The 24074-nt window shown below is 64.8% G+C and carries 27 protein-coding genes; 12 read left to right on the forward strand and 15 right to left on the reverse strand.

Features of this window, described 5'->3' with window-relative positions; all coding sequences use genetic code 11:
* Positions 1–21: 21 nt before the first annotated feature.
* The 4 genes from H7F35_RS03405 to H7F35_RS03420 all read right to left on the reverse strand — a co-directional run bounded on the left by H7F35_RS03405 (position 22) and on the right by H7F35_RS03420 (position 3257).
* Entirely contained in the window at positions 22–1122 is a 1101-nt protein-coding gene (locus tag H7F35_RS03405) for an alpha/beta hydrolase (protein ID WP_187111574.1), read from the reverse strand.
* A 135-nt stretch (positions 1123–1257) separates the two neighbouring features.
* Positions 1258–1626: a hypothetical protein gene (locus tag H7F35_RS03410; RefSeq protein WP_187111575.1), complete on the reverse strand. Its 369-nt coding sequence runs from the start codon at positions 1624–1626 to the stop codon at positions 1258–1260.
* Positions 1627–1669: 43 nt separating this feature from the next.
* On the reverse strand, positions 1670–2089 hold the full coding sequence (locus H7F35_RS03415) for a sel1 repeat family protein (RefSeq protein WP_187111576.1): 420 nt from the start codon (positions 2087–2089) through the stop codon (positions 1670–1672).
* A gap of 115 nt (positions 2090–2204) precedes the next feature.
* A complete protein-coding gene (locus H7F35_RS03420; protein WP_187111577.1) occupies positions 2205–3257 on the reverse strand; it encodes a YeiH family protein in 1053 nt (350 codons plus the stop codon).
* 76 nt (positions 3258–3333) lie between these two features.
* Between H7F35_RS03420 and H7F35_RS03425 the strand changes: the two genes are divergently transcribed.
* The gene (locus tag H7F35_RS03425; RefSeq protein ID WP_187111578.1) at positions 3334–4245 is read left to right on the forward strand and encodes a LysR substrate-binding domain-containing protein; all 912 of its coding nucleotides are present in this window, start codon (positions 3334–3336) and stop codon (positions 4243–4245) included.
* 16 nt (positions 4246–4261) lie between these two features.
* Here H7F35_RS03425 and H7F35_RS03430 read toward each other — a convergent pair whose 3' ends face one another.
* From H7F35_RS03430 to H7F35_RS03440, 3 genes are all read right to left on the reverse strand, one after another.
* On the reverse strand, positions 4262–6427 hold the full coding sequence (locus tag H7F35_RS03430) for a TonB-dependent receptor (RefSeq protein WP_187111579.1): 2166 nt from the start codon (positions 6425–6427) through the stop codon (positions 4262–4264).
* 231 nt (positions 6428–6658) lie between these two features.
* A complete protein-coding gene (locus H7F35_RS03435) occupies positions 6659–6865 on the reverse strand; it encodes a YbdD/YjiX family protein (protein WP_093238419.1) in 207 nt (68 codons plus the stop codon).
* Positions 6866–6869: 4 nt separating this feature from the next.
* Positions 6870–8942, reverse strand: a complete 2073-nt coding sequence (locus H7F35_RS03440; protein ID WP_187111580.1) for a carbon starvation CstA family protein — start codon at positions 8940–8942, stop codon at positions 6870–6872.
* A gap of 216 nt (positions 8943–9158) precedes the next feature.
* Between H7F35_RS03440 and H7F35_RS03445 the strand changes: the two genes are divergently transcribed.
* Positions 9159–10433 carry an FAD-dependent oxidoreductase gene (locus tag H7F35_RS03445; protein WP_187111581.1) on the forward strand — a complete coding sequence of 425 codons (1275 nt, stop codon included), beginning with the start codon at positions 9159–9161 and terminating at the stop codon, positions 10431–10433.
* 215 nt (positions 10434–10648) lie between these two features.
* The gene (locus H7F35_RS03450) at positions 10649–10984 is read left to right on the forward strand and encodes a hypothetical protein (RefSeq protein WP_187111582.1); all 336 of its coding nucleotides are present in this window, start codon (positions 10649–10651) and stop codon (positions 10982–10984) included.
* Between the two features lie 4 nt (positions 10985–10988).
* Here H7F35_RS03450 and H7F35_RS03455 read toward each other — a convergent pair whose 3' ends face one another.
* The 3 genes from H7F35_RS03455 to gcvA all read right to left on the reverse strand — a co-directional run bounded on the left by H7F35_RS03455 (position 10989) and on the right by gcvA (position 13010).
* Positions 10989–11477, reverse strand: a complete 489-nt coding sequence (locus H7F35_RS03455; protein WP_187111583.1) for a C40 family peptidase — start codon at positions 11475–11477, stop codon at positions 10989–10991.
* A gap of 146 nt (positions 11478–11623) precedes the next feature.
* Positions 11624–12010: a DUF4345 family protein gene (locus H7F35_RS03460; protein ID WP_187111584.1), complete on the reverse strand. Its 387-nt coding sequence runs from the start codon at positions 12008–12010 to the stop codon at positions 11624–11626.
* 85 nt (positions 12011–12095) lie between these two features.
* Positions 12096–13010 carry a transcriptional regulator GcvA gene (gene gcvA, locus H7F35_RS03465; protein ID WP_187111585.1) on the reverse strand — a complete coding sequence of 305 codons (915 nt, stop codon included), beginning with the start codon at positions 13008–13010 and terminating at the stop codon, positions 12096–12098.
* 152 nt (positions 13011–13162) lie between these two features.
* On the opposite strand from gcvA, the gene H7F35_RS03470 reads away from it, so the two are divergent.
* A complete protein-coding gene (locus tag H7F35_RS03470; protein ID WP_261803511.1) occupies positions 13163–14542 on the forward strand; it encodes an MFS transporter in 1380 nt (459 codons plus the stop codon).
* Positions 14543–14577: 35 nt separating this feature from the next.
* On the opposite strand, the gene H7F35_RS03475 is transcribed toward H7F35_RS03470, so the two are convergent.
* The gene (locus H7F35_RS03475) at positions 14578–14856 is read right to left on the reverse strand and encodes an HU family DNA-binding protein (protein WP_187111587.1); all 279 of its coding nucleotides are present in this window, start codon (positions 14854–14856) and stop codon (positions 14578–14580) included.
* A gap of 170 nt (positions 14857–15026) precedes the next feature.
* Complete coding sequence (locus H7F35_RS03480) at positions 15027–16163, reverse strand: helix-turn-helix domain-containing protein (RefSeq protein ID WP_261803512.1); 1137 nt, start codon at positions 16161–16163, stop codon at positions 15027–15029.
* A 136-nt stretch (positions 16164–16299) separates the two neighbouring features.
* On the opposite strand from H7F35_RS03480, the gene H7F35_RS03485 reads away from it, so the two are divergent.
* Positions 16300–16650: a hypothetical protein gene (locus H7F35_RS03485; RefSeq protein ID WP_187111588.1), complete on the forward strand. Its 351-nt coding sequence runs from the start codon at positions 16300–16302 to the stop codon at positions 16648–16650.
* Positions 16651–16744: 94 nt separating this feature from the next.
* Entirely contained in the window at positions 16745–18331 is a 1587-nt protein-coding gene (locus tag H7F35_RS03490) for a serine hydrolase domain-containing protein (protein ID WP_187111589.1), read from the forward strand.
* Between the two features lie 2 nt (positions 18332–18333).
* Here the strand turns inward: H7F35_RS03490 and H7F35_RS03495 are convergent, their stop codons facing one another.
* Entirely contained in the window at positions 18334–18960 is a 627-nt protein-coding gene (locus H7F35_RS03495; protein ID WP_187111590.1) for a DUF938 domain-containing protein, read from the reverse strand.
* 123 nt (positions 18961–19083) lie between these two features.
* Entirely contained in the window at positions 19084–20064 is a 981-nt protein-coding gene (locus tag H7F35_RS03500; protein WP_410010758.1) for an AraC family transcriptional regulator N-terminal domain-containing protein, read from the reverse strand.
* 124 nt (positions 20065–20188) lie between these two features.
* Between H7F35_RS03500 and H7F35_RS03505 the strand changes: the two genes are divergently transcribed.
* The gene (locus tag H7F35_RS03505) at positions 20189–21025 is read left to right on the forward strand and encodes an oxidoreductase (protein WP_187111591.1); all 837 of its coding nucleotides are present in this window, start codon (positions 20189–20191) and stop codon (positions 21023–21025) included.
* A gap of 65 nt (positions 21026–21090) precedes the next feature.
* On the opposite strand, the gene H7F35_RS03510 is transcribed toward H7F35_RS03505, so the two are convergent.
* Complete coding sequence (locus H7F35_RS03510; RefSeq protein WP_187111592.1) at positions 21091–21228, reverse strand: hypothetical protein; 138 nt, start codon at positions 21226–21228, stop codon at positions 21091–21093.
* A gap of 147 nt (positions 21229–21375) precedes the next feature.
* On the opposite strand from H7F35_RS03510, the gene H7F35_RS03515 reads away from it, so the two are divergent.
* The 5 genes from H7F35_RS03515 (at position 21376) to H7F35_RS03535 (ending at position 23831) form a co-directional block, all read left to right on the forward strand.
* Positions 21376–22065 carry an alpha/beta hydrolase family protein gene (locus tag H7F35_RS03515; protein ID WP_187111593.1) on the forward strand — a complete coding sequence of 230 codons (690 nt, stop codon included), beginning with the start codon at positions 21376–21378 and terminating at the stop codon, positions 22063–22065.
* Between the two features lie 195 nt (positions 22066–22260).
* On the forward strand, positions 22261–22593 hold the full coding sequence (locus H7F35_RS03520) for an antibiotic biosynthesis monooxygenase family protein (RefSeq protein WP_187111594.1): 333 nt from the start codon (positions 22261–22263) through the stop codon (positions 22591–22593).
* A 125-nt stretch (positions 22594–22718) separates the two neighbouring features.
* Entirely contained in the window at positions 22719–23078 is a 360-nt protein-coding gene (locus H7F35_RS03525; RefSeq protein ID WP_187111595.1) for a hypothetical protein, read from the forward strand.
* Positions 23079–23137: 59 nt separating this feature from the next.
* Entirely contained in the window at positions 23138–23386 is a 249-nt protein-coding gene (locus H7F35_RS03530) for a hypothetical protein (protein WP_187111596.1), read from the forward strand.
* A 112-nt stretch (positions 23387–23498) separates the two neighbouring features.
* Positions 23499–23831: a peptidyl-tRNA hydrolase gene (locus H7F35_RS03535; RefSeq protein WP_187111597.1), complete on the forward strand. Its 333-nt coding sequence runs from the start codon at positions 23499–23501 to the stop codon at positions 23829–23831.
* The last annotated feature ends 243 nt before the right edge of the window (positions 23832–24074 follow it).

The raw sequence follows: 24074 nt of genomic DNA on the forward strand, positions 1-24074 counted from the left end.
AGTATGGACGAGCGGCGCTTCTCAACGCCCCAGGTGCCTGTCGAAGAAACGCGCGATATCGCCAAATGCTTCCCGGGTTTCTGGCGCGTCCGAGTTGATCCCGTACTGTGCGTGCGACTGGCCTTCGTAGACATTCAGCTCCGCCTCGACGCCGGCGCGCCGCAGCTTGCGATGCGTGCGCACCGTGTTCGACAGGAACAGGTCGCGCGTGCCCGTGGTCAGGATCGCGGGCGGAAAGCCGCTGAAGTCCCCATAGATCGGCGAGAGCTGCGGGTCTTTCAGATCGCGGCCGGCGGCGTACAGCAGCGCGGCGCGCCCCAGCCAGCCGTCCCAGGTGACGAGGATGTTGTCGATCCATTCGTTGGTCTGGTAGCTGTCACCGATCTTCGCGATGTCCGACCACGGGGTTCCCGGTGCGATGGCGCCGGGCAGCGGCACTTTCTCCGCCTTTGCGCGAAGCACGAGTGCCAATGTCATCGCGCCGCCCGTCGACGTGCCGAAGACCGCCATGTTCTGCGGCTTGTTGGTCTTGACCAGTTCCTTCCAGACCGCCATGGCGTCGTCCATGGCCGCGGGGTAGGGAAAGTCCGGCGGCATGCGGTAGTCGACCGACACCACCTTGAAGCCGCCGAAGCCGGCCAGCAGCATCGCTTCGGGCAAGGCGGACTCGCCGGGGCCGAACACGTAGCCGCCGCCATGCACGTGCATCAGAAGGCGCTTCTCGTTGCCTCGCGCAATCTTGTTGGGCGTGACGATGAACGCGTTCACGCCGGCGATCTTCACGGCCTGCACGGAGACGCCGAGCTTTTCCTTGAGCGCGGGAATCATCGCCACCACCGGCGCCGCGCGGCTGTTGACCAGCGCTTTCCACTCGGCCGTGTCCTTGGGTGCCGCGTTGAAGTGGCCGGGGTAGCCACCGCCGATCAAGGCCTGCATCTGCGGGCTCACCTCGTTCGTCGGCACCGGGCTCACCTGCGCCGGAGAGCGCCGTGCGCCGGGCTGCGCATTGGCCGTGGCTTGCGCAGCGGCCTTCTCGGCATAAGTCGGCGGCAGTTGCGAACAGGCGGCGAGTGCGACAGCGGCAAGCAGCGCCGCGACATGGAGGGGGAGCCTGAAGTTCATTGTCTTCCTCTGTAGTTCTTTCGACGGACGCGCCCGCTTCGGACCTTGCATGGGCGCTGCCATGCTCTCACCGCGCTTGCACGGCGGGCCTCCGTTGAAACCCCAACTGTGCACAGAGGAATTGCGACGCGGCCTCTACTCGCCCACCTCTTCCGCCGCCAAGGCGGCCAGGTAGATGCATGCGCCTGCGACCACGCTCGACAACACCGCCAGCGTGTAGGCGAGCCGCTTGCCATGAAAGAGCGATCCGAGCCATGCCTCGGACTCGACCATCCAGACGGTCGCCTTGCCGCCCATCCGTTCGACCTCTTGCAGCTCGCGTTTCGATGCATCCAGCGGCACCGTGTAGACCTGCCCGTTCACGACGCGCTGGTCGGCTGCCATGCCATCTTCGTTGCGCTCTGCCAGGACAAAGAGAAACGCCGCGACAACCCACCCGGCAATCAGGATGACGATGCCTGCGCGATGAAGGCGGCTGGGTGGTGAGGCGGCAGGCTGGGTCATGGGAGGTTTGCCCGGATTCTGACCGCAGCCGCTCTTCTTTGGTTCAACCGCAGGCGCTCTTGCCCGCCGGCGACCCGCGCAACCTGTTCAGGAACGCCAGTTGGACCTTCGCGGTTTCGCTCCCCTGCCCGGCAGCCCGGAGCATCCATGTCCGCGCTTCACAGCGGTCGGCCTTCACCGCCGGCCCGTACAGCGTCTGGCCTGTCAGCAGCACCATGCCCAGCATTTCCTGCGCCTCGGCGTGGCCTTCGGTGGCAGCCAGCCGCAACTGATCGAGCATGGTGCGGTAGTCGCGAGCCGTCTGTGCTTCCAGGGCCAACTGGAAGCGCTGCTCCGCATGCAGATCGGTGTTCTCGTCGAAGGGCTTCGCCGATGCGAGTGCCGCCGCAAGGAACAGCACGCCCGAAAGAAAAATGCGCCAACGCAGCGACCAACTGGCGATCTGGTTGAGTTCGGATGACATCGATGTTCTCCACAAATAACGTGGATACCATCCTGGCGCGAAGGCGCTCGAAAGAGAACTTGGAATTCACGCAGGCCGCCTCAGCCGCTGCCTGAGGCCTTGCCTTCAGTGCCCCTCAGAACATCGACAGCACCAGCGCGTTCACGCAGTAGCCGCCAACCGTGAGGAACACGAACAGCAGCGCCCCCAGCTTCAGCGGCTGCACACCGGCGCGGCGCAGGCTCACGGCACTGGTGCGAAGCCCCATCGCGGCCATGGCGGTGGCCAGCAGCAGTGTGTCCAGCTGCACCAGCCCTTCGACCAACGCATGCGGCAGTACATCGAGCGAATGCACCGCACTCACGACGATGAACAGCACCGCGAACCACGGAATTCGCACCTGCTTCCAGCAGGCCTTGAAGCTGGTCGCGCCCTTCATGGACGCGGCGGACTGGAACGACAGCCACATGAGGAACGGCGCGAGCATCATCACGCGCAGCATCTTCTCGACCACGGCTGCGTTGGCTGCCGCGGGGCCGACGGTTTCGCCCACGGCCACCACCTGCGCCACCTCGTGGATGGTCGACCCGGCGAACAGGCCGAAGGCATGCTCCGACAGCCCCAGGTACGGAAACACCAGCGGGTACAGCACCATCGACAGCGTGCCGAACACCACCACCGTGGCGACGGCGATCGAGACCTTGTGCTCCTCGCCGCGCACCACCGGCTGCGTGGCCATGACCGCGGCCGCGCCGCAGATGGCGCTGCCCGCGCCGATCAGCGCGGCGGTCTGCCGGTCGAGCCCCAGCCAGCGGGTGCCGACATGGACCGCGATGCCGAAGGTCAGCGCCACCATCGCCATGCCGATCAGCAGGCCGGGCCAGCCGACCGCGCCGATGTCGTGCAGCGAAATGCGAAAGCCGTAGAGCACGATGCCCGCGCGCAGCAGCACGCTGCGCGCAAAGTCCACGCCCGCACCGGCGCGGTCGGCCACCGAGGGAAACGCGGTGTTGCCCACCAGCATTCCCAACGCGATGGCCAGCGTCATCGCGCTCAGGCCCATCTGCAGCATCGGGCTCCATTGCGCCAGCAGCGCGGCCATGGCGGCCAACAGGGCCGCGAGAAGCAGCCCGGGCCAGCGGGTGCGAACAAAAGAGAAACCGGGGAACGAAGCAACAAGGGAGTGCATGGACCCGAGGTTAGGAATGGACACCCCATGAGTCAAAGACATAAACTTCACCGATGCATGAAATGAAGTTATGGCGATGAACCTGCACCTGCTGCGCCTTTTCGTCGCGGTGGCGGAGGCGGGCAGCTTTTCTCGCGCGGCCGAAGGGTTGTGGATCAGCCAGCCGGCGGTGTCCAAGGGCATCCGCGAACTGGAGCATCAGCTCGACCTGACGCTGATCGAGCGCGGCACCGGCAAGGGCTTCCGGCTCACCGAGGCGGGCACCTCGCTGCTCACGCATGCGCGCGGCATCTTCGCGATGGAGCGCGCCGCGCTCGACGATGTGCGTGCGCGTGTCGGCGTGCAGCGCGGCAGCCTGACCATCGGCGCCAGCACCACGGTGGCGAGCTACTGGCTGCCGCCGTATGTCGCGGCCTTCTGCGACGCCTATCCGGCGGTGGTGCCGCGCATGACGGTCGGCAACACGCAATGGGTGTGCGAGCAGTTGCTTGAATGCCGCATCGACCTGGCGCTGGTGGAAGGCCGCGTCGATGAAGAGCGCATCGAGGTCAGCGAATGGAAGGCCGACCCGCTCACACTGGTGGTGGCGCCGGACTCGGCGTTGCCGCGGCGTGCGGTGACGGCACAGGCGCTGGGCCGCCAGAACTGGATCTTGCGCGAACCCGGCTCAGGCACGCGGCAGGCCACCGAGGCGCTGTGCGAAACCCACGGCATCGCTGCCCTGCCCTGGATGGAAATGGCCAGCAACGAAGCCATCGCACGCACCGTGGCCAGTGGCGTCGGCATCTCGATGCTGCCGCGCGTGGTGGTGGTCGACATGCTCGCACTCGGCACGCTGCGCGAGCTGAAGCTGGCGGGCGGTGCCGCCCTCTCGCGTCCGCTCTATCGGCTGGCGCTGAAGAACCGGCCGCTCGCGCCCGCTGCGCTCAAGATGGTCGAGCTGCTGGAGCGCAAGGGCGGCGCATCGACCCGCGCGCCGCGGGCCTGATGCGCAACAACCGTCGTCAGAACTTCGCGGTCAATGCCACCTGCAGTTCGCGCCCTGCGCCGGGCATGATGAGGTTGTCGACGCTGCCGTGCCCGGAGACGTAGTACTTCTTGTTGGTGAGGTTCTTCAGGTTCACCGAAATCTCGTAGCGCGCCGTCTTGTAGCTGGCCGCCAGGTCGGCCGTGACGTAGCCCGGCAGCGTGACCAGGTTGCTGAGCGACGCATAGCGCGCGGCCACATAGTTCACGCCGCCGCCTGCGCTCAGGCCGTTGCCCAGGTCTTTCATGAGCCACACGAAGGCCGAGTGGCGCGGCGTGAGCGCCGCCACCTTGCCCTGTACCGGCAACGCCGCGCCCACCGGCAGTTGCAGCGAGCTGACCGTGGCCAGCGACTTCACCATGCGGCCGTCGAGGTACGCATAGCCCGCGCTGATGTCCCAGCGCCCCGGCAGCTTGCCGGCCAGCGCGAGTTCGAGCCCGTTGGTGCGCTGCGTGCCCACGTTGATCTGCCGCGCCGGGTTGGCAGGGTCGGTGTTCTTCATGCCCGAGCGTTCGAGGTTGAAGATCGCCGTCGTGAAGTTGAGCGCGCCGTCCAGAAAGTCGAACTTGGCGCCGATTTCCTTGTTGACCGTGATCTCGGGGTCATTGGCCGCAATGCCGGTCGACAGCGCGAAGGTCTCGGCCGAAGGCTGGAACGAGCGGCTGTACGAGACGTAGTAGGACTGCGTTTCGCTCGGCTGCCACACCACGCCTGCGCGCGGGCTGAACTTCCGGTCGGTGCGTTCGATGGGCGCCTGCGAGCGCTCGAACGAGGTCTCCTGGCCGAACACGTCGTAGCGGCCACCCACAAGCGCCTTCCATTGCGGCGCCAGGGTGATCTGGTTCTGCGCGTAGATCGCGGCCGTCTTGAAGGTCGAGTTGCTCGGGATCGCACTGGCGGCCTGGTAGCTCGCCAGTGGAATGGGCGCGGGCGCGGCCATCGGGTTCAGGATGCTCACGCGTTCGTAGCCGGTGGCCGAAGACACCGAGTACAGGCGCTTGTCCTGCTTGCCGAACTCCGCGCCCACCAGCCACTCCTGCTTGAAGCCGCCGATGGTGTTGCGCCAGGTCAGGTCGGTCTGGTTGAACCAGCCGCTTTCGTCGCGGTCCACGAAGCCGCGCGTGCGGCCCACCGTCATGCGCACCGGGTCGGTGGTGCCGCTGGGCAAGGTGTTGAAGCGGTCCAGCTTGTAGGTGTAGTAGCGCGTGACGTTGCGCAGGTCCAGCGATTCGTTGAAGCGGTGGTTCAGCGTCGAGGTGAAGGACTGCACGCGGGTCGTGGTGGTGTCGTCGCGCTTGCCGAAGGCCGAGCCGTAGTAGGTGCCGATGGGCACGTTCACCGGCCGGCCGTTGAGCGCGGGAATGCCGAAGTCGGTCAGGCGCTGGTCGTAGGCGTTGGTGTACTGCAGCAGCAGGTCGGTCTGCGGGCTGAACTTGATCGCCAACGACGGCGCGATGCTGTAGCGGTCGATGAACTGCTGGTTGCGAAAGCTGCCCGACTTTTCGCGCGCAACGTTCAGGCGAAAGGCCATGTTCTCGCCGATGGGCGTGTTCAGGTCGGTGGTCAGCCGCTTGAAGTCATGGGTGCCCAGGCCGAGCGAGACTTCGCCGAAGGGGCGCTCGAACACGGGCTTCTTGGTCACGCGGTTGATGAGGCCACCCGACGAGCCACGGCCATACAGCACGGCAGCCGGGCCCTTCAGCACCTCGATGCGTTCCGTGTCCGACAGGTCACGAAAGTACAGCGCATCGTCGCGCACGCCGTCCACGAACCAGTCGGCAATGGCCGAGAAGCCGCGAATGACCACCTGGTCGCGCTGGCCGTCACCCGCGTTGAAGGACACGCCCGGCACATTGCGCAGGGCGTCCTGCATCGAGGTCGCGCCCTGGTCGTGCAGCAGTTGCGCCGGCAGCACGTTCACCGCCTGCGGAATGTCGCGCAGCGGCGCACTGCCCTTGGTGGCGGTACTGCTGACGGAGGGGGCGTAGCCAGCATCCTGCTCGGAGCTGACGGTGACTTCCTTGAGCGTGGTGCCACCGGCACTCTGCTGGGCATGCGCGGCGCCGTTCAAGGCGGCCAGCACGGCAAGGAACAAGGACGGATGGCGCAGGCGAAAACGCGGCGCAGGCGAGCGAACGGACATGGTTGATTTCCCTCAGGGCGATTTTTTTTGTGAAATCGCGAAGCAACACGCCGGCTCGCCACCTCTCAAGTGGAGAAACCGGATGTGCCCTGCCTGGAAAAATCTGGGTTGGGTGCCTTTGCCGCTCGGCACCGGCGCGGGGCCGGGCTTGCAGCAAAGGGATCGCATCGCGCGAACCAAAGAATTATAAATCGTGCCTTCTCTGTGTCCGGCAGCCGCACAGGCCCGCCGCTAGCAGCAGCGTCCCTTGCCCGCGCCGTAGCGCGCCTCCAGCCGCTCCCTGAAGAAAACCTCGTAGCTCATCGGCGGCCGGTCCGGGTGGGTGGCCGCCATGTGGGTCAGGTAGGCGTCGTAGTCGGGCAGCCCGACCATGAGCCGCAGCGACTGCTTGAGCGAGCGCGCAAAGTAGCGCCCGGCTTCCGGCAATGCGAGGCCCATGGCGTCAGTGGGCTGCCGACGACGCAGTGCCCACCGGCTCGAACGGCGTTTCACGCGTGGTCGGCCGGTTGGCCGCGCGCGCCGCCAGGCAGGCCTTGATGCTGTAGACCAGCACGCTCAGCACCACGAAGATGAAAAGCGCGCACAACGCCGCATCCAGCCGGTCGTTGAAGACGATGCGTGACATGGCCTCGGGCGTCTTGGCCGGCGCCACCAGCACGCCGTTGGCCAGGCCTTCGGTGTACTTCGCCGCATGCGAGAGAAAGCCGATCTTCGGGTCGGCCGAGAAGATCTTCTGCCAGCCCGCCGTGAGCGTGCAGGCCAGCAGCCATGCGGCCGGCGCAATGGCCACCCACGCATAGCGCTCGCGCTTCATGCGGAACAGCACCACCACGCCCAGCAGCAGCGCCACCGCGGCCAGCATCTGGTTGGAGATGCCGAACAGCGGCCACAGCGTGTTGATGCCGCCCAGCGGATCGACCACGCCCTGGTACAGAAAGTAGCCCCAGGCCGCCACGCACAGCGCCGTGGCAATCAGGTTGGCCGGCAGCGAATCGGTGCGCTTGAGCGCAGGCACGAAGCTGCCCAGCAGGTCCTGCAGCATGAAGCGGCCGGCGCGGGTGCCGGCGTCCACCGCCGTGAGGATGAACAGCGCCTCGAACAAAATTGCGAAGTGATACCAGAAGGCCATCATGGCCTGCCCACCGATCACCTGATGAAGGATGTGGGCAATGCCCACCGCCAGCGTCGGGGCACCGCCCGCGCGGCCCAGGATGGTGGTTTCGCCCACGTCCTTCGCGGTCTGCAGCAGCATCTCGGGCGTGATCACGAAGCCCCAGCTCGAGATGGTCTGCGCCGCCTGCTGCGCCGTGCTGCCCACCAGCGCGGCCGGGCTGTTCATCGCGAAGTAGATGCCCGGCTCGATGCACGAGGCCGCCACCAGCGCCATCACTGCCACGAAGGATTCGGCCAGCATGCCGCCGTAGCCGATGAAGCGCGCATGGCGCTCGTTGTCGAGCATCTTGGGCGTGGTGCCCGAGGAGATCAGCGCGTGGAAGCCCGACACCGCACCGCAGGCGATGGTGATGAACAGGAACGGGAACAGGCTGCCGGACCACACTGGGCCGCCGCCCTGCGCGAACTGCGTGAGCGCAGGCATCTGCATCGTCGGCATCACGAACATGATGCCGATGGCCAGCGCGATGATCGTGCCGATCTTCAGGAAGGTCGAAAGATAGTCGCGCGGCGCCAGCAGCAGCCACACCGGCAGGCTCGCGGCCACGAAGCCGTAGCCCACCAGCATCCACGTGAGCGCCTTGCCGTCGAAGGTGAAGAGCGGCGCCCATTCGGCGCTCTGGCTCACGGCCTGGCCGCCGAAGATGGCCAGCATCAGCAGCACGAAGCCGATCAGCGACACCTCGCCGATGCGCCCCGGGCGAATGAAGCGCAGGTACACGCCCATGAACAGCGCCACCGGCACCGTGGCCGCCACCGTGAAGGTGCCCCACGGCGATTCGGCGAGTGCCTTGACCACGATCAGCGCCAGCACCGCCAGGATGATGATCATGATCATGAAGGTGCCGAACAGCGCGATCATGCCGGGCACCACGCCCATCTCCTGCTTGACGAGGTCGCCCAGCGAGCGGCCGTCGCGCCGCGTCGAGATGAACAGAATGATGAAGTCCTGCACCGCACCGGCGAACACCACGCCCGCCAGGATCCACAGCAGGCCGGGCAGGTAGCCCATCTGCGCGGCCAGCACCGGGCCCACCAGCGGACCCGCACCCGCGATGGCCGCGAAGTGGTGGCCGAACAGCACGTTCTTGTCGGTCGGCACGTAGTCCAGGCCGTCGTTGTGGCGATGTGCCGGCGTCTTGCGGTTGCCATCCAGGCCCAGCACCTTGTCGGCGATGAAGAGGCTGTAGTAGCGGTAGGCGATCAGGTAGGTGCAGATCGCGGCGGCCACCACCCACAGGGCGTTGACGCTTTCACCTCGGGTCAGGGCCACGGTGCCGAGCGCGAATGCGCCGACCACGGCCACGACCAGCCACACCAGATGGCGTCGGATGCTGTGCATGCGGATGTCTCCTCAATATTGGAGCGAGGAGTCTTGCCGGCGCGGGGTGTTGGCGCATCCGTCGGACCGCGTGGGCGGCCTGCGTGGCATTGCGTAATGGAAAACCCGAACAATCAGCCTGCCACGCAGCAGTGCTATGCCTGCGGGCCTACACGCACGAACCGGACCAGACTGCAACATACGCCCTGCCATCGACGGTACAGAAAGATCGAAGCCATGGACATACCTTCCGCCACTCCCCCGGCCGCCGCGCCACCGCGCTGCTGCATCGCGGGCGGCGGTCCGGCCGGCATGGTGCTGGGCCTGCTGCTTGCGCGGGCCGGCGTGCCCGTCGTGGTGCTGGAGAAGCACACCGACTTTCTGCGTGACTTTCGCGGCGACACCGTCCATCCATCGACGCTGGAGATCCTGCATGAGTTGGGCCTGCTCGACGCATTTTTGCAGCGCCCGCATGACCGCATCGAAGAACTGCGCGTGACCTTCGAAGGCCGGGACCTTCCCGTGGCCGATTTTTCGCACCTGCCTTCGCACAGCAAATTCCTGGTGCTGATGCCGCAATGGGAGTTCCTGGATTTCATGTGCGACGAGGCCCGGCGCTATCCGGGCTTCGAGCTGTGGACCGATGCCGAGGCCATCGGCCTGCTGCAGGACAAAGGCCGCGTCAACGGCGTGAAAGTACGGCGCGGCAGCCGGGCCGGCCAGCCGCAGGACATCGAACTGCACGCCTCGCTGGTGGTGGCGGCCGATGGCCGCCACTCCACGCTGCGCGATGCCGCTGCACTGCCGCACATCAGCTACGGCGCGCCCATCGACGTCTTGTGGATGCGCATTCCCAAGGCACCCGGCGACCCCGAAGCCACCGCCGGCCACATCGCCGGCGGGCATCTCCTGGTGACCCTGAACCGTGGCGACTATTGGCAGTGCGCCTTCGTGATCCCCAAAGGCGGCCACGCCGCATTGCAGGCCAGGGGCATCGCCGCGTTTCACGCCGAGATCGCCAAGGTCGCGCCTTTTCTTGCGGCCCGGCTGCCGTCGGCCCTGCCCGACTGGGACGCGGTGAAGCTGCTCGAAGTGACGGTCGACCGGCTCGAGTCGTGGTCATGCCCCGGCCTGCTGTGCATCGGCGATGCCGCACACGCCATGTCGCCGGTGGGTGGCGTGGGCATCAACCTCGCCGTGCAGGACGCCGTGGCCGCCGCCAACCTGCTGGCATTGCCGCTGGCCGGCAGCGCGACCGACAAGCAGATCGACAACCTGCTGCCTCAACTGCAACGCCGCAGGGAATGGCCGGTGCGTGTGACACAGGCCGCCCAGCGCATGGCGCAAGACCGTGTGCTGATGCCCGTGCTCGACGGCAAGGTTTCGGGCGCGGCAGGGCATGTGCCATGGCCGCTGCGGCTGCTGTCGCGCTGGCCCTTGCTGCGCAGGCTGCCCGCGCGCGCGGTCGGGCTGGGTGTGCGGCCCGAGCACGTGCAGTCGCCGCGCGCCTGAGCACCTTCTCTTTATGTCTTGTTTACGCGCTCGCGTGAACATTCGACGCCGTTTTTATGCGCGTCTTCGGACACTCGATGCTTCGCAAGGCAACGAGTGAGCAATGGACTTCGTGTGGTTGGTCGTCATCGCGGCCGTGTGGATCGTCTCGGCTGAAACATGGGTGCGCATTCGCAGGCTCGACGCACCGCGCAGCCGTTCGGGCAGGGCGTGACATGGTGTTGAACGCAACGCTCTGGTATCGCGCCGCCGCCTGGGTCAGGCAGACCCAGGCGCGGCCGGACATGACGCTGTTCTGGTCGTGCTGCGGCACGCCCACGCTCGGTGACCAGACCCTCATCGGACGCCACGGTGGGCGCGACGCGCTCGTGGCCTCATGCAGTCACTGCGGCGCGGAGTGGCTGAGCCTGTCTCAGGCCGAGAACCCGAGCGACTGGCAACCCTTGAGGCGCAGCGAAGCCACAGCCGCGCGAACGACATGCAGGCCGGCGCGCGTCAGCGATGAACACCGTGCCTGGCGCCAAAGGAAGCAGCGCGACCTCGAAGACTGAGGACTCAGGGCCGGCGCGCCTGCATCGCCTGCCGCGACCAGTACACGCCATCCAGCCGATCGAGTCGCACCTCGCCACCGGTCGACGGCGCATGCACGAAACGCCCGCCCCCAACATAGATGCCCGCATGCGATGGCGTGGACGGACCGAAGAGCACCAGGTCGCCGGTGCGGATCTCGGACATCGCCACCGGACGGCCGAAGCCCGCCATTCGCGCCACCGTGCGCGGCGGCACCTGCCCCACGCTGCTGCGGTATACATAGCCGATGAGCCCGCTGCAATCGAAACCGCCCTCCGGCGTGTTGCCGCCATAGCGGTACGGCGTGCCGACCAGACCCAGCGCATGGATCGCGATGCCGTTCGACTGATCGGGCGTCAGCGAAGACATGACGGGTGCGGACGATGACGATGGCGGTCCCGGCGGACTCGCGCAGCCCAGCACCAGAAGGCAGGCCCCGATCGGGAGCCATCGAAGAAGCTGAAGCAGGGACATGTGGCGTGACGGGTCTTGTGGTCGTGGGCCGACTCTAGCGCGACGGCACTGCCTGCTAGGGTGAGTCGACATTCAAACGGGGCCGCGAAGGACGAATGCCGGGTGCAAAGCGGGCCAACGCGGCCCCGTTTGAATGTCGATTCACCCTAGTGACCCACGTAGTGAGCCCCGGCCATGACAAAAGGAATGAGAAGCTCGGGGATCAGATAGCCGAGCCAGACGGCCGCCGGCTCGGGAAGGCCCACTTTGCTGATGGACAACAGGCGCCCACAACCAGCAAGCAACACGCCGAGCGCCAGGAGATAGATGAGAACGCCCTGCTGGCGAACCGTGAACGCGGCCCAGAGACAGATGAGCCCCGTGGACAGATAGACCCCCGCCATGAACCTGTGCACGTTGTCGTAGCGCGGCGAGGTTTCAGGCTGGCCCAGGTACATCTGGAGGCTGCCGCCGAAGATGGCGATGGCAGCCACCAAGAACAAGCAGACCTGGACGACGATCTGGCTGATGCTGAGAGGAGCTTCGGGCGACATGGACGACGGTCTCCGTTGTTGATGGGCTCGACCCGATGGCAGAAGATCGGCCTTCCACGCACATCGGGCGGCGCACCGCCGGAGTCTACGACTGCGCCGCCTCCTTGAGCATCCACTCGCGAAACGCGAGCACACGCGGATCTTCGCTGCTGCCCTCCGGACAGACAAGGTGGTAGGCGTAAGGCCGCGCCACGCTCACGCCGATGTCGAACAGCCTCACCAGCCGGCCCTGCGCAAGATCGGTGGCGATCATGTCCAGGTCGGCCAGACCCACGGCACCGCTTTCGATGACCGCCTGCACCACGAAGCCTGAATCGGAGAACGCCACGCACCGGCTGTCGTCGAAATCAGCGATGCCGGCCGCGGCCATCCACATGCGCCAGTTGGGCCAGATCATGCCCTCGGTCTTCCAGTCCACGTAGCACAGCGTGTGCTGCAACAGGTCCTGTGGCTCCTGCAGCCGGGGTCCGGTTTCGAGCAGCTTCGGGCTGCAGACCGGCACGATCACCGTGTCGAACAATCGATCGGATCGTGCGTGTTCATGGCTACCGGTGCCAAAGCGGATCGCGACATCGATGTCGTCCATGTCGAAGCTGCGAAGCTCGTCGCTGATGTCGAAGCTCAGCTCCAGGCCCGGGTTCTCGGCGCGGAACCGGGCAAGCCTGGGCAGCAGCCAGTTGGTCGCGAACCTTGCGCTCAGCGAAATGCGCAGATGCGCGGCGCTGCGCGTCATGCGCCGGGCGCGGCCGGCGGCGCGCTGCAGGGTGTCGAGCGCATCGGCCGTTGTCTCGAACATCACGGCGCCGGCCGGCGTGAGCTGGATCGTGCGGCTGGTGCGCGTGAACAGCACCACGCCCAGTTGGTCTTCGATCTCCTTGATCTGGTAGCTGACCGCCGCTGGCGTCAGCCCGACCTCGTCGGCCGCGCGCGTGAAGTTCAGGTGCCGCGCGGCCGCCTCGAAGGTCCGGAGTGCGCGCGTTCCCGGCAGCATGCGGTTCATCGATCTTCAAGCTCCATTTGATGGTTCGTCGAGAACTACTCGTTTCCCAACGCCCGCTCCCCCGGGAATGATCGTGCGAATTGACAACGATGGAGTGAATATAAATGTCGGCTTGCTCGACCCCGTGCGAAGAGCGCACGGCCGGCGGGACCTTGGGCGGCCCCCTGGACCCTGATGGAGATTCCCTGCATTGGCCCGCGCGCCTGTGGGTCGCGCTGCTCATCTTCAGCGGCGTGATTCTGCTGGACGGGCTCGACATCTCGATGATTGCCGTCGCCATACCCGAGATACAGCACGAGTTCGGCATCAGCGCGGGCACCGCGCAGTGGTTTGTCGGCGCCTACATCCTGGCGTTCGGCAGCTTCCTGTTGCTCGGCGGGCGATGCGCCGATCTGTTCGGCCGGCGGCGCGTGCTGGTGATCGGACTGGCCGTGTTCGCGCTGGTGTCGGTGTTCGGCGTGTTCGCCGACGACGCGTTCCTGCTCATCGTCTCGCGCTTCATCAAGGGCATGACCGCAGGCTTCACCGGACCGGCCGCCATGTCGTTGCTGGCCACCAGCTTTGCCGAAGGACCGTATCGCAACAAGGCTTTCGGCATCTTCAATCTCTTCGAGGCGTCGGGCTACTCCTCAGGGTTGTTGATCGGCGGCCTGCTCGCGGCGATGAACTGGCGCTACATCTTCATCCTGCCGATCCCGGTGGCCGTGCTGCTGCTGTTGGCCGCCCTGCGGTTTCTGCCACCGGACCCGCCGCGCACCGAACGGCTGCGGCTCGACATCGGCGGTGCGCTGACGCTGGTTGCGGGGACGTTGCTGTTGGTCTTCACTGTGGTCTCTGCAGAAGAGGCGGGCTGGGTATCGCTGCGGACCCTCGGCGGCTTCGCCCTGTCCGTGCTGTTGCTCGTGGGCTTCGTTGTCATCGAGCGCAACGCGAAGCAGCCGCTGATCCGGTTGAGCATCTTTCGCAACCGGGGCCTGGTGGCCGCCAACGTCAGTGCCGCATTGCTGTACGGCGGCGCGATGGGCTTTCAGTTCCTGATTGCGTTGTACCTGCAGAACCTGCACGGCTGGACGCCGTGGCAGATGGCGCTGGTGCTGTTGCCTGCGGGGTTGATGGTGGTCGTCATCGGGCCGAAGATCGGCGCGCTCATCGGCAGGTTCGGCGTCAACCGCGTGCTGCTGGTCGGGCTCGCGGCCTTCGTGCCCTGCTACCTGCTGATGCTGCGCATCGGCCCGGAGCCGGACCTGTGGGGCGTGCTGCTGCCCGCGTCGGTGTTGTGGGGTGTGGGCTTTGCCCTGAGCATCTCGGCGCTGATGGTGGCCGGCACCAGCGGCGTGGCCGACGAAGAGCAAGGGCTCGCCGCCGGCCTGCTCAACAGCTCGCTGCAGGTGGGCGGGGCCTGCGGCCTCGCGGTGGTCACCGCAGCGATCTTGCCCGGCACACAGCTGTCGATGCTGTATGCGGGCGTGGCGGTCATCCTCGTGTTCGCCGTGCTGACCCTGCTTGCGCAGTTGATCCGCGCAAAAGCATGACAGGCAACGCGATGCGGATGCCGCCTGAAGAGCCGTCAGGCGACGTTGACCGCGTCCTTCAGCGCCTTGCCGGCGGCGAACTTGGGCGCCTTGCTGGCCTTGATGGTCATCGGCTCGCCGGTCGACGGGTTGCGGCCCGAGCGCTCGGGGCGGCTCGCCACCGTGAAGGTGCCGAAGCCGATCAGTTGCACCGTTTCGCCACGCGCCAGGGCGCCCGACAGGTTTTCGATGGCGGAGTCGAGCGCGCGGGCTGCGTCGGCCTTGCTGAGGTTCGTGTCCGTGGCGATGGCGGCGATGAGTTCGGTCTTGTTCAAAACGAGGGGTTCTTTCTTCAATGGAAGGGTTGGGAGGGTTCGGTTCACGCGCAAGCGCACCGGCACCGAATTTAAACGCCCCGGAGCCCGTATCGAGGCACGCAGGCGTTTCAAAACTGAAACATCGTGATCGATGGCCGGGTCTTCGCCCGATCAAGCCGGCGCTGCCTCTACCTGAAAGCCGGCCTGCGCCAGGACGAATGCAGATCCGGTTTCGAGCGGTCGCGTTGGATCAACGGCGCATATTCATGCAGTTCCTGCGGCGCGATGTCATAGGCACGACGAAACGCACGCGTGAAGCTCGATGCATTGTTGAACCCCAGCCCCGATGCAATGTCCTGCACCGCCACATGCGGAAAGCGCACCAGTTCATCGGCCGCCGTTCGCAGCCTGCGGGCGCGAATGTAGGCGGCCAGTCCACCTTCGTGCTCGAACAGGCGGTACACGGTGGCACGCGACAGGTGCAGCGACTGCAGCACGCTGTCGGGAGACAGATCGGGGTCGTGCAGATGGGCCTCGACATGGCGCCGCACCTGCCCGTAGACAGCGGCTCGCACGGCCGCGCGGGCGTTGCCGGAAAGACCCGCCTCCCGGCTGAAAACCGCAGCCAGCAACTGAATCGCGGTGCGGAAGGCTTCGCCCGCGTCGTCTCTGCTCAGGCCCACGATCTGCTGATTGAGCGCGACGAGATGCGCGACCAGCATGCGCATCAATGGCGTGACGGCATGAACCCGTCGCCCATGCAGCGAGGCTGCATCAGGAAAGGCGTTTTCCACCAGCGCGCGCGGCACGAAGAACAGCAGCATCCGGCCATGGAAACTCCGGATGGTGCAAGGCTGGTCCATGTCCAGCGCCAGGATGCTTGGAACGGACGGCGTGTGCTGCGTATCCGGCTGATGCCTGCGGCCCTTGAAATGAGAAGGCTCGCCTTCCAGGAACAGGCTGAACGAAATGTCGCGAACGCTTTCCGTAGACACACGGCCCAGCGACCGCTCGGCCACATTGGGGCTGGTGTGGATCTCGAAGAAAGTCAGATCGTCGATGGAGTAGCGGGAAAGCGAAGCATCGAAGCTTTCCTCGCCGCGATTCGACACCGGGCGTATGTCGTAGACAGGGCTCATTCGCTCCTGCCACGCCAGCAGGCTCTGACGCGCATCGCCCTGCACGCTGAAATTGCTGTGGACGATGCCGGGCGCGAGCATCGGCGGTGCTGGGGGCAGCAGCAGGCGTTCTGTCAGAACGCGATCGGGAAACATGGGATGGGCGGGGGTGTTGTTGCGTTGGTGCTCGCGGCTGGCGATTTTCACCGAGAAGCGCCGGGGCGCATTCGCGAGTCGACAGCCGCGCTTGAGGCGAGCTGTGCCGGGCGCGAGATGGCGGCCACAATGCCGCCTCACGCCCTTGCTCGAACCTGTGCCAACCCCGAACACGACAACTCGAAAAATGCTCAACACCACACCATGGGTCAGGGCCGCCGCCCTCCTCGCGCTGACCGCGACGATGACGGGATGCTGCTTCTGGGGCCCCGCCATGACAAGCTCGCAGCAGCAATGGGTCAAGACCTCGCTGTTCGCGGAAAGCCAGGAAAACGCGGACACGGCCTGCACGAAGGAACTCGCGTCGCTCTTCGATGCCTGCGAAAAAGCGCCCGGCGCCCGTTACTCCAACCATGCGCAAGCCATCGTCTCGCCCGAGGCCTGCTGGAAGCCGAAGTTCGACGCCTGCATGGCCAAGCACGGATGGGAGCAGCAGTATGTTGAACGGCAGACTTGTCCGGGTATGAAGCTCTTCTGATTTCTTAAGAAAGCTGGGCATCGGCGCGGTCTTCGCCCACAATCCCGCCGGTGTTGAAGTTCGCGACCGCAACCGCTTATCGCAAGGACCGCCCATGAAGTGCTCAATCCGCAGTTCACTCACGACAGCCGCCGCCGCGCTGTGCCTGACGGCAGTGCTGGCCTCCTGCGGAGGGGGCGGCGGTGGAGGTGGTGGTGGAGGCATCGGGATCGGCATAGGCGCCGGTACTGGCACCGGCGGAGCGCCCGCGCCCACCACCACGGCGCAATTGCCGGCACGCGATGCCCTCATCGCACGGGCCCGTGCCCTCGAACTCGATACGCCCTACGTGCCGCCGCCCGGCAACGTGCTGGAGCACAACACCTCCGGCTTTGCCAAGACCATGTGTTCCGCCGTGTTCATCACCGGTATCGACCCCGACGTTGCTGCCGAAAGCCTCGGCTACTTCGTCGGACCATACGCCCAGCGCCAGAACGTGGGCAAACCCGTGGTCGACCGTGCCAAGAAGGAAGTACGCATCACGATCCCCAACGGCCCGACGCTGGTGGCGCGCTACTTCGGCTCGCAAGGCTGCATCACGCTGCCGGCCGGCAAGGACGACGTGCTCTTCACGCCCGTCGACATCAAGAGCACCCTGCCCGACCCCGCCACCCAGCCCTGGCCGATGGGCGACGTGCTGCCGAGCGACCCGCCGCCGGCCGGCGTCGACATGACCAAGATCACCCAGGCCGTCGACGCCGCGTTCAGCGTGCCGGAGGCCTACACATCGGCCTTCGTGGTCACGCACAAGGGCCGCATCGTCGGCGAGCGCTACATGAACGGCATCGGCGCGACGACGCCGCTCGAATCATGGTCGATGGGCAAGAGCGTCACGGCCACGATGATGGGCATCCTGATGAAGCAGGGCGTCTACACGCTCGACCAGCAGGCGCCCATCCCTGAATGGCAAGGTGCCGGCGATGGCCGCCAGAAGATCAAGATCTCGGACATCATGCAGATGTCCAGCGGGCTGCGCATCAAGGCGCCCGACGATCCGGACTTCGATCCCAACGGCACCTACCCCGATCACATCTACTTCTACACGGGCCGCATCAACGCGTTCAACTACGCAGCCACCCGGCCGCAGCAATGGCCGCCCGGCGCTGTGGGCCGCTACCGCAACACCGATCCGGTGCTGGCCAACTACCTCGTGCGCCTCGCGGTGGAAAAACGCGGTGAGCAGTACCTCTCGTTTCCGCAGCGCGCGCTCTTCGACAAGATCGGCATTCGCTCCATGGTGATCGAGACCGACCCGTACGGCAACTTCCTCACGCAAGGCTATGACTTCATGTCGGCGCGCGACTGGGCCCGCCTGGGCAATCTCTACCTGCAGGACGGCGTGTGGAATGGCGAGCGCATCCTTCCCGAGGGCTTTGTCAAATTCGTGAGCAGCGTGGCGCCGGCATGGGCTGCGGACAAGCGCCCGATCTATGGCGGCTTTTTCTGGATCAACGGGATGGGTGGGCTGGCTGCGCCGACGTCGGCCTACTACATGCTCGGCGCCGACGGGCAGTTCGTGGTCGTGATTCCGTCGCACGACCTCATCGTGGTGCGGATCGGTTATTCCAAGGGAGCGCCGTTCGCAACCTCGACGCTGAACAAGGCGCTTGCGCTGCTGACTGCGGCGGTGCCGCAGCACTGACCTTAGTCGCGGCCGAAGACCAGCAGCAGGTTGTTCGCTGGCATCGCATGCCGCTCGCGCAACGCAAGGCCTGCTCGCCTCGCCTGCGCCACTACATCTTCCAGGCGACGGATGCCCCAGGCGGGGTTTCGAGCGCGCAAGTCTTCATCGAACGCCCGGTTGCTTGGCACCGGTGGGCCTTCTTCTTCGAAGTAAGGCCCGTACGTGATCAGCAACCCGCCAGGAAGCAGATGCCGCGCGGCCCCTTGCATCAGGGCGGCGCATGCGGGCCACGGCGCGATGTGCAGCATGTTGGCGCAGTAGATGGCGTCGAACTTCTCCTCCTTGTCCGCGAACTCGGAACCATGCGACGGCCATTCAGGGGCCATCACGTCGAGCAGGAGCGGCGGGCGCAGATTAGACAGCGCAGCGTCTGCGACCCGCCTTGCGAGCGCAGGGAGCATGCGGGCATCCGCGTCGGTGGGCTGCCAGATCCAGGCAGGCATTGCCGCTGCGAACCAAGCGGCGTGCTGACCTGTTCCGGATGCAATCTCCAGCGCGGTGCCGCTCTCGCCGAGGATGCCGGTCAATGCATCGAGGATGGGCTGCTTGTTGCGGTCGGCGGCGGGGCTGTGGGGAAGATCAGGCATAGGGATTGGGCGTTCATGGATGCGGCTTGAAGGGTATCAGGCGAGGCCATTCCAACGCGTGCCTGTCGTTCGACGGCAAACGGCCGCACCGCGCGAATCCGGCCTCGTCAGGCAATCAATCGATCAATGCGACGTCACCCATCCCTGCTGACCCGGCAAAGGAGGCATCGCGAAGCTCGACTTCAGGCGCGCAACCTCATCGCCCGGACTGAGCCCGAAGAAGCGCTTGAACTCACGACTGAACTGCGACGCGCTTTCATAGCCCACCTCGATGCTCGCCGCGGACGCCGTCTTCCCGTTTCTCAGCATCAGCAGGCGCGCTTGATGAAGGCGTACCGACTTGAGGTACTGCATCGGGGAACTCTGGGTGACGGCACGAAAGTGAGTGTGAAACGTAGGGATGCTCATGCCCGCCTCGCGGGCCAGGCGCTCGACGGTGAGGCGGTCGCTGTAGGTGGTGTGGATGCGCCGCACGGCCTTGGCGATCTTTCCGAACTGACCCTGGCTGGCGAGCGCCGCGCGCATCGACCCACCCTGCTCTGTGCTGAGTACCCGAAAGTAGATCTCGCGCACGATCGCTGGCCCGAGCAACACCGCCTCTACGGGCGAGCTCATGGCTTCAAGAAACCGGAGGACGGTCTGGGCCAGCGCGTCGTCCATCGGTGTGGAGAACATGCCCACCGGTGCGGCCCGTGCGCTCTCACTCTCGGTAAGTTCATCGAGCTGCAGCGCAAGGTCGGCGAGAACGGGGATATCCAGGCTGAAGTAGATCGCGAGCAGAGGCTCGTCGGCGCTGGCGTCGGTCTCCATGGTGAACGGCACCGGCACGGACACCGCAAGGTAATGCTGGGCATCGTAGAGGTAGACCTGATGGGCCCAGAGGCCGCGCTTGCGTCCCTGGCAGACGATGACGATGCCGGGTTCGTAGAGCACGGGGGTCGAGGCCAATGGACGATCAGAGCGCAGGAAACGCACGTCCGGCAGCGCCGTCAGCGTGTAGCCCTCTTGAGGTGCGAGTCGCTTCAAGAGCGCCACCATGCGGGCCTGGCGCTCCTGGCGGGACTTGCGAACGCGGTCGATGGTGGATGCGTGCGACTTGCTCATTCAGCCTACTGTGCATCAATTCGAACAAAAAGTGACCTGGTGTTGGACGGTGCTCATAGCAATAGGCAAGCAACTCATAGGATTGCGACTGGCTTCAACGTCCTCTCGATTCCAGAATCGACGCATGAAAAACAGCAAGACTTTCTTCATCACGGGCGTCAGCAGCGGCTTCGGCCGCGCCATTGCGAACGCCGCGCTGCGGGCCGGCCACCGGGTCGTCGGAACCGTTCGTACCGAGCAAGCGGCGACCGAATTCAAAGGGCAATTTCACGCAGAGGCCCATGTCAGGCTGCTCGACGTGACACAGTTCGACGCCGTTGCGCCACTCGCCGCCGCCGTCGAGGCGGAGATCGGGCCGGTGGACGTGGTGATCAACAACGCGGGGTACGGCCATGAGGGCATCCTGGAGGAATCGTCGCTCGATGACATGCGTCGCCAGTTCGACGTCAACGTTTTTGGCGCGGTCGCAGTCATCAAGGCGTTCCTGCCGTTCATGCGTCAGCGCCGGCGCGGCCACATCGTCAACATCACGTCGATGGGTGGCTACATCACGATGCCCGGCATCAGCTACTACTGCGGCAGCAAGTTCGCCCTCGAAGGAATCTCCGAGACCTTGGCAAAAGAGGTGAAAGGCCTCGGCATCGCAGTCACGGCTGTCGCCCCCGGATCTTTCAGGACAGACTGGGCGGGCCGTTCGATGGTGCGCAGCGCGCGCTCCATCAGCGACTACGACAGCCTGTTCGATCCAGTTCGGCAATCGCGCGTGGACAAGAGCGGCAAGCAGCCAGGCGATCCGGACAAGGCCGCTGCGGCGATCCTCACTCTGGTGGACATGCCGGAGCCGCCGGAGCACCTGCTGATCGGCAGCGACGCGCTCGGGGTCGTACGAGCAAAGCTCGATGCGATGCAAGCGAGCCTGACAAGACATGAAGGGCTGACGCGCTCGACCGATATTTCTTGACGTCGCGTCCGGAGCGATCTCATCGAGCCGCTCTATGGAAGCCATCGTCAGGCGCGGCCCATCGTCTAGGCGATCTCAAAGCCCAATCTTTGGGCAACCAAGGGCCAGTCGTTTCCCGCGAGACCTGCTCCCATCAAGGTATCTCGCCAGTCCACCTGCGAGGCGGAGACCTCTTTCAGAAGCCTGTCGATCTGTTCGCTCAAGTGGACCTCCGAAGCAGCCGGTCGTCGGTCAGGCAGATGCGGCGAGGAACGGATCCTAAGCATTCGGACAGAATCCGCCAGGTGCTTGACGGCCAATGCATGGCACAAATCCCTATCGAAACCACCTGCCACGAGGAATAATTTTCAATGCTGATGCAGACACTGCAAGACGGAGTTGACTCATTCGAGGTCTCGGTGCACGAAGCCGCCGCAGGTTCTCCGGTGGTGCTTTTCGCCGTGGGATCGGGTGGTCAACCAGAACGTCTCTCAACGCTCCTGAACGCCTTGGCTGCGGCCGGTTGCGCGGTTGTTGCACCGCATTTCGAGCGGCTTGCTTCGACGACGCCCAGAGAGGACGAGCTGACCCTACGGGCAAGACGCCTCTCCCTCGCACTCGACGCATTCGTTGAGCCCTCTGCAAAGGCAATAGGAGTGGGGCATTCAATTGGTGCAGCGACCCTCGTCGCCATGGCGGGAGCTCAAATGTGGCTAGGGCCGGGCCGGCGCGTCAGCATCGCACCAGACGACCGCTTGGCTCGTCTAGCGCTCTTGGCACCACCAACCGGCTTCTTCCAGGCTCCGGCAGCACTTGATGCGGTGCGAATCCCAGTTTTGGCATGGGTGGGTTCGGCGGATAGCATCACACCTCCGGCCCAAACCGAATGGCTGGCGCATGCCATGCGCGATTGGAGCACTGTGGATGTCCGCGTCACAGAAGGGGCCGGCCATTTCTCATTTATGGACATTCCCCCGCCACACGCAACGGAGCCACTACCCGACAAGCGTGCGTTTCTCCGGGAGTATTCGAGCGAGATTTGCAAGTTCGTGGTTTGCTAGGGCACGAATTCTGGCAAGCGGGGTGCGCATTCCTGGCACATCTCACTGAATTCTGTCGGACGGAATGAACGGATCGGGCCCCTGCTCGACGAGGACGCGTCCGACTACAGACGGCCAAAAGCAGGCGTTGCCGACCGCCCTCAAAAAGTGGCGCGTCGAGCCATACTCCCCTCCCAAAGTCCGGAGCAAATTCACATGACCACAATTGCCGAGAAAACAGGATTCGTCACCCTCATCAACGTCTTCACCGTCGAGCCTGCGAATCAATCGGAGCTCCTCACGCTACTAGCACGCGCCACGGACACGTCCGTCCGCAACGTACCGGGCTTCGTCTCCGCAGCTCTTCATCGCAGTGTCGACGGTACAAAAGTCACGATGTACGCGCAGTGGGAAAGCGCCGAGCATTACCAAGCGATGCGTTCAAATCCGGTCGCGTCACCATTCCTTGACCAAGCACTCGCCATAGCGAAGTTCGACCCCGGTATGTACGAGGTGGTCAAGGTCTTCTCTGCTCCACCCCAAAGCTAGCGGGCGTTCATACGAGCGCGATGCCGTGGGCGGTCGGCTATCAGGTTCTCTGTGCCAAGTTTTGGCTCCAGTCGACCAGGAGCAGACGTCGCATGTGAACGCCGCCGGCAAGAAAATTCAAAGCGATGCCAAAATTAGAACTCGAATGGAATGGCTCCAAATTCGCCGTGACTTCGACGCTCCTTCCACGAAAGCTGTGGCAGGCCGCGTCCATCGATGTGTTTCTTGACGGGAAGTGCTTGCTCAGGACCGGTGGCGTGTTCAAGCTAACCGGCTCGCATTCGGCCGAATTCGAGCATAAGGGTATCCATCACCAAGTCACCTTGTCCTGGGGACATGCCAGCTTCCGTTCCTTTCCAATCAAGGTCGAGGTGGATGGCACCACCCTCCATGAAGGGCATGTTGTCAGTGGCAACTGGCCTCTCTCGCTCTGGCCATGGTTGGCATTAGGCGGTGTGATTTCTCACATGGCATGGAGACTATGAAGAGCGTGGCAAGTTGCGGCCAGAACCGGCTGTTTGTGTCGCCGCCAGACATGTAAGTTATGGACAAAACTCTCAACCCTTACGTCGTCGTGCGTGTTCTGAGGTTGGTCGGACAAGCTGATGACTATGACGGCTGGGGAGTGAATCAACGGGCTCCCGCCGTTGGAGACATGGGAACCTTGCTCGATGTCCTAGCTGCGCCTGGCGTTGCCGACCGGTACGTCGTTGAGAGCAGCGACGGCAACGGTACGACGGTCTGGTTGGGTGACTTTCTTGCCGATGAACTGGAGGTTGTTCAAACTGCGTGACACGAACAACAGGCGGCGGGCGGCCAGAACCGGTCATCGAGCGTCGCGGCTGATTGCAACAGAGCTCGAACCCCAACCTGAGGAGCAATACGCTTGCGGCGTGAATAGACAGATGAAGATGTACATCCTTGTCCGAGACGACATCCCGCTAGGCTTCGCTATGGTCGCCGTGGCTCATGCATCCTTGGCTGGTTATCTCAAGTTTCAGAACGAGCCAGAAACACAGAAGTGGCTTTCAGGCCCTTTTTTCAAGGCTGTCTGTAAGGCGAATGCCAAAGAGTTCGAAAACGCCAAACAGGTTGCTGATCATCTGGTTTTGACTGAATCTGCACTTGAGAATCGAGAGGTGGCGATTGTCTTCAAGCCTCGGGATGAATGGCCAAAGATGTTCAAATTCCTTCGGCTCTACAAGGAGGCTCCATTGCCTCCGGCTGTGTCTGAATGACAGGGCGCCGCCACAACCGGACCTTGGCGACATGACCTCAAAACCATCATCCCCAATGCACGTCGTGCACATCCGCGTGGCCGGGCGTCGTCCTGCGTACTGGAAACTCGCGGCACATCTGTGGGGAGCCGGCTGCAACATCGACTCTGACGGGAACAGTCGAACACCGGACGACGAGGAATGGACCGAACTGACGCTTTGTCTTCGGGGCGAGCCAGGGCAGCTCGTCTCTGTTGACCCAAT

This window comes from Variovorax sp. PAMC26660, assembly GCF_014302995.1.
In the GTDB taxonomy this organism is placed as follows: domain Bacteria; phylum Pseudomonadota; class Gammaproteobacteria; order Burkholderiales; family Burkholderiaceae_C; genus Variovorax.